This window comes from Bacillus sp. Medicinal_06 (assembly GCF_056711665.1).
The window spans coordinates 1-4,592 of sequence record NZ_JBWYHD010000039.1 but is presented as its reverse complement, the minus strand read 5'-3'; the positions used below and the strand labels follow the sequence as shown (position 1 = coordinate 4,592).

Here is a 4,592-nt window from a genome sequence, read left to right as displayed (position 1 = left end):
CTATGTGCGGAAGGGATAAGTGCTGAAAGCATCTAAGCATGAAGCCCCCCTCAAGATGAGATTTCCCATAACGTAAGTTAGTAAGATCCCTGAAAGATGATCAGGTTGATAGGTTCGAGGTGGAAGCGTGGTGACACGTGGAGCTGACGAATACTAATAGATCGAGGACTTAACCAATAAGTAATTTATATTACACACTGATATCTAGTTTTGAAGGAATATTCTTCATATATCTAGTGATGATGGCGAAGAGGTCACACCCGTTCCCATACCGAACACGGAAGTTAAGCTCTTCAGCGCCGATGGTAGTTGGGACCTTGTCCCTGTGAGACTAGGACATCGCTAGGTTAAATAAAAACCCCTTTTGCATGAGGCAAAAGGGGTTTTTTGTGGTGTATTATTGTGGTTTAAATATGAAATGTATCGAGTATACTGTCTTTTTCTTCTTTATTAATTCCAATGTAAGTTAATGTAATTTGTGGTGTGCTGTGATTGAGTATGTCTTGCAACATAGCCACATCTTTTGTTTGTTTATAGAACCAATAACCGAAGGTTTTGCGCATAGTGTGAGTTCCAATGGATTCTACACTGGCGAAATCTCCGGCTTTTTGCAATTGTCGATAAGCCTGGATTTTACTAATGGATTGATCTCCTTTTCGAGAAGGGAATAACCAAATGCTTTCTAAGTTTTGAACATAAGAATAGACCTCATCAAAAATAGAAGTAAGATTAATCATGCGTTCTTTCTTTGTTTTTCCCTCTTTGATTTTGAATTCTTTTCTCTTTTTTCGCTTTAGTTTTAATATGGTTTGCGTTTCGATTTGGAGTAGATCGCTGATACGTAGACCTGTATTGATTCCAATTATGAATAAAATGTAGTCCCGTTCTGAGCAATGACGTTTGAGAGCCCATTTCATATCTTCGATTTGTTCTTTTGTTCGAATGGGTTGGACATCAATGAGATGTGGTTTTTTGTTCATGGATTTTAGACCTCTTTATGTATAGTGTTTTGAATGTATACTTTTGTTGTGTATTTTGAGGATATCAGGGTATTTGGTGTAAAGTCAATATTTTCGGGGGAATGAATGTAAACTAATATGCAAAAGTTTACTTTCATAAAGATAGAAAATCGAGCAAAGCGACAACCGTTTTAGGACGAAGAAATGAAATTTCGAGGACAAAAAAATGGTAAAGGTACTAGGAAATTTCCTAGCAAGACAAAAACGTAGTTTTTGGGGTTTGGCATGCCAAACCCATAGCTTGCCCCTTTCCTTTTCACTTTAGAATTTTATGTTTTAATTGTTACTTTGCTCTTGGTTACAAGAACGCTGGTACTGGGATATGAAAGATGGTTGATGTTAAGTCATCTTTCATTTAAAAGTTTATTTATTGATAACAAGAAAAAAGAGTCCTTGTTATCTAGGACTCTTTTTCTATTAGTTATAACAAAAAAAGCCACTCATGATATAATTGAGTTGCGAGGCTACAACTATACATAAGAGGCTTTTTTGTTTTTATAAAATTCTAATTACATAATAACATGAAAAAAGTCTCTGTACTAGTTGTAAATACTAGGAGAGAGGAAAAAATTATGACAAATTGTATTGATTTAGAACAGGTTGAAAAAAATGCAAGACTGAGGGATATCGAGAATTCGAAGATTTTGTCAGAAGAAGAAATGCAATTAGCAAATGAACTTCAATTAAAGGCTAATTCAAGAGGAATGAAATTAGTTCCTGAACGGAAAGTGAAGAATAAAGCGAAGTTTGTTCAAATCATTCAGGATAATTGGAGTTATTTACAGAGTATATCTTATTTAAAAAATGAAGAAATTGTATTTTTGATGAGTTTAATTCCTTTTATAGGTTTTGGATCTAATGCAATTGTAGACAACCCTAAAAAGAAACAACCATTACCGCTTACACAAAGAGAATTAGCAAAGTCTTTAGAAACAAGCGAAACTAAGGTAAGTAGGGTTGTAAAAGCACTATATACAAAAGGTATTATTGCTCGTTCTGAAAGTGTTGTAGAAAATAGTAATGTAAAGTCTTATGCATTATTTATCAATCCTCATATTTTATATGCTGGAGATCGAGATAATATTGAAGAAGGATTAAAGATACAATTTATAAAAATTATGAGAGCTAAACCATTAAAAGATTTACCGATTAAATTTTTTTAAAAGACATCAATCAGATGTCTTTTTTTTATATTTTTATACTTATCAAATTTGATAAGTAAACTTATCAAATTTGATAAGTATAAAAAGTGTGATAAACCCTTGGTATTATTGGTTTTTTAACACTTTTGTATGCTTGTCCCTTCTCACTCTCTATATAGAGAGCTAAAAGTTCCGCAAGGAACGGGTAGTATTTTCCTCCGCTTTGCTTCAGAAAATCTCCACCCTTTTCGCTTTGCTGCATCCTTGCAAAACTTTTTTCGGCTCGAGTTTTGGCGGCACCAAGCCGATACATCCAAAAGCAACTATCCATGATTATCGGCTTGAATTTGCTATTATACGAGCCGAACCGCTAGTGCTTTCGAACAATAATTTCACTTACCATATGGATAGATACGTAATACGTGGGGGTTCGTCCCCACACGACGAACCAGCCTCAACCCCAAAAGCAAACGAAAACCTTTGTTTAAAATCGTTTATTTTGCTTTTTAAGCGTTCTTTTTTGTTTTTACAACAAAATATACCATTTTAGATTTTTATCCTTTAAAACGAATTTTAAAGCGTCTGAATAGCATCTTGTATTTTGTTGTTTTCTGTTTCTAAATTATAATTTTGTGTTTACTTAATTTAAATGGATTTCTTTTAGTATTTTAAAGTAATGTTTGATTGCAATTTATTAAGAATGTCATGTCCTTAGTGAGTACTCATCTGGAGACATTAAGGGGACTTTGTGTACTCACTGAGTCTACATCTAAGGACATAATGGGGACAATTGGAAGATTTTGTGTCGTCAGTGAGTGCACATCCTGGAAATTTTCGTGTACCCACGTTTAAGCTAGGCTCTGCCTAGCCCCAACCTTTAGTTGAGACCAAAAACCCCTTATGCTCTTCTCTCTTTTTTGATTCGGAATTTCCAATTTTTTAAAATAACTTATGTTTTATTCAAAAATTATTATGTTAAAAAACAAAACGTTAATTTGTTTATATATGTTTTGTTGTTCGTTAATGTAGATAAAGAAGTTCATTCATAAAATATCATTCTTTATGAATTTAGGGAGGCTTTAGGGATCCCTAAATTAAAATAAAACCGTTGTTATTGTTTAGTTATTAGTTTAGATAGTTTTAGTAAGTGTTCATCTGAACAAAGGATTTATCTAAACAGCATCTAAATAATTGATGTAATAATGATTATGAGCATTGTTCAGGTAGTGTTTGTTTGTTTTGATGGGAGTGATTTAAACAATGACTAAAGAAAAAAGTGAATCGACGTGGTTTTCAGCTAAGGATATGGCAAAACAAATTGGTGTGTCTTCAATGACCATTAAACGGAATTGTAATATTTATGAAGAGTTCATTTTGTTCAAACAGGAGGAGAAAAATAAGTACTATATTTCCTCTGAATGTGTCGATGTTTTAAAATTTATTAATAGACTTCGAAATAAAAAGAATATTCCTCATAAAGAGATTTTAGAAGTATTAAACAAAGAAGGGTTTAAAAAATATATTGCTGTTGATATGGAGATTGTTCAAGAAAACAAATTTAAACAAACGCTTGATCAAACTATGTTTACAGCAAATGAAGTGAGAAAAATAGTTGCGGAAGAATTAGAAAAAGCAATGAAGGAACAAGAAGATAAGAAAGATCAACAACTTATGTATTTGATGAAAGAGATTCAAGATTTAAAAAGAATGATGATAGAAGAAAGACAAGTTAGATTAGAAATAAGTTCATCTGAACAGCAAGTAAATAATGAGGAAATAGGGGAAATGAAAAAGGGATCCTGGTGGCGCCGCATGTGGAATCGCTGAATCCTGGCGTTTATGCCGCGAAAGTTCCTTGACCATGAGGGGCACCCTCATGCAAACTCGCCAGAGGTGGTCCCACAAGGGCGAATTTTGCCCGTTGGGGTTGCCTTTGGGAGTTTGAGGGTGTAGAGGCTCGTGGTCAAGGAAACCGTGGAATAAAAAGCTAGGATGGATGTCAAGTAAAGCAAAAATTAAAAGGTAGTTATTTTTATGGTTTGTATAATTATAATTCACATGTATTTTTATAAATGGTTAATTTTAACTTTAATAAAAGTGTTGTAAAGATGAATAAGTCATGGTATATTATTTATCCGTCGCTAATGACGGAATAGATTTTTATAGAATAAATACAAATTTATTTCGAATATCTATTGACATTAAAGGTTGTAAAATGGTAAGATTAAATCTTGCCACGAAAAGTTCTTTGAAAACTAAACAAAATGTAAAACGTCAATTTTTATTTTTGAAGCTAGACAAACTAACTTTATTGGAGAGTTTGATCCTGGCTCAGGATGAACGCTGGCGGCGTGCCTAATACATGCAAGTCGAGCGAACCGATTAAGAGCTTGCTCTTATGAAGTTAGCGGCGGACGGGTGAGTAACACGT

At 33.5% G+C, this 4,592-nt stretch carries 3 protein-coding genes and 3 rRNA genes; 5 read left to right on the top strand and 1 reads right to left on the bottom strand.

Going from position 1 to position 4,592, the window contains the following annotated elements:
- Both AC1M36_RS28145 and rrf read left to right on the top strand, forming a co-directional pair.
- A 23S ribosomal RNA gene (locus AC1M36_RS28145) occupies positions 1-177 on the top strand; the annotation flags it as partial.
- A 55-nt stretch (positions 178-232) separates the two neighbouring features.
- Positions 233-348 (top strand): 5S ribosomal RNA (rrf, locus tag AC1M36_RS28140).
- Positions 349-407: 59 nt separating this feature from the next.
- On the opposite strand, the gene AC1M36_RS28135 is transcribed toward rrf, so the two are convergent.
- A complete protein-coding gene (locus AC1M36_RS28135) occupies positions 408-980 on the bottom strand; it encodes a tyrosine-type recombinase/integrase (protein WP_336454632.1) in 573 nt (190 codons plus the stop codon).
- A 611-nt stretch (positions 981-1,591) separates the two neighbouring features.
- On the opposite strand from AC1M36_RS28135, the gene AC1M36_RS28130 reads away from it, so the two are divergent.
- From AC1M36_RS28130 to AC1M36_RS28120, 3 genes are all read left to right on the top strand, one after another.
- Entirely contained in the window at positions 1,592-2,182 is a 591-nt protein-coding gene (locus AC1M36_RS28130; RefSeq protein WP_098689690.1) for a helix-turn-helix domain-containing protein, read from the top strand.
- A 1,239-nt stretch (positions 2,183-3,421) separates the two neighbouring features.
- Positions 3,422-3,988 carry a hypothetical protein gene (locus tag AC1M36_RS28125; protein ID WP_479846503.1) on the top strand — a complete coding sequence of 189 codons (567 nt, stop codon included), beginning with the start codon at positions 3,422-3,424 and terminating at the stop codon, positions 3,986-3,988.
- Positions 3,989-4,469: 481 nt separating this feature from the next.
- Positions 4,470-4,592, top strand: a 16S ribosomal RNA gene (locus AC1M36_RS28120); the annotation flags it as partial.

Coding starts and splice junctions, on each gene's coding strand:
- AC1M36_RS28135 (WP_336454632.1), bottom strand. CDS start 980: ATGAACAAAAAACCACATCTCATTGATGTCCAACCCATTCGAACAAAA.
- AC1M36_RS28130 (WP_098689690.1), top strand. CDS start 1,592: ATGACAAATTGTATTGATTTAGAACAGGTTGAAAAAAATGCAAGACTG.
- AC1M36_RS28125 (WP_479846503.1), top strand. CDS start 3,422: ATGACTAAAGAAAAAAGTGAATCGACGTGGTTTTCAGCTAAGGATATG.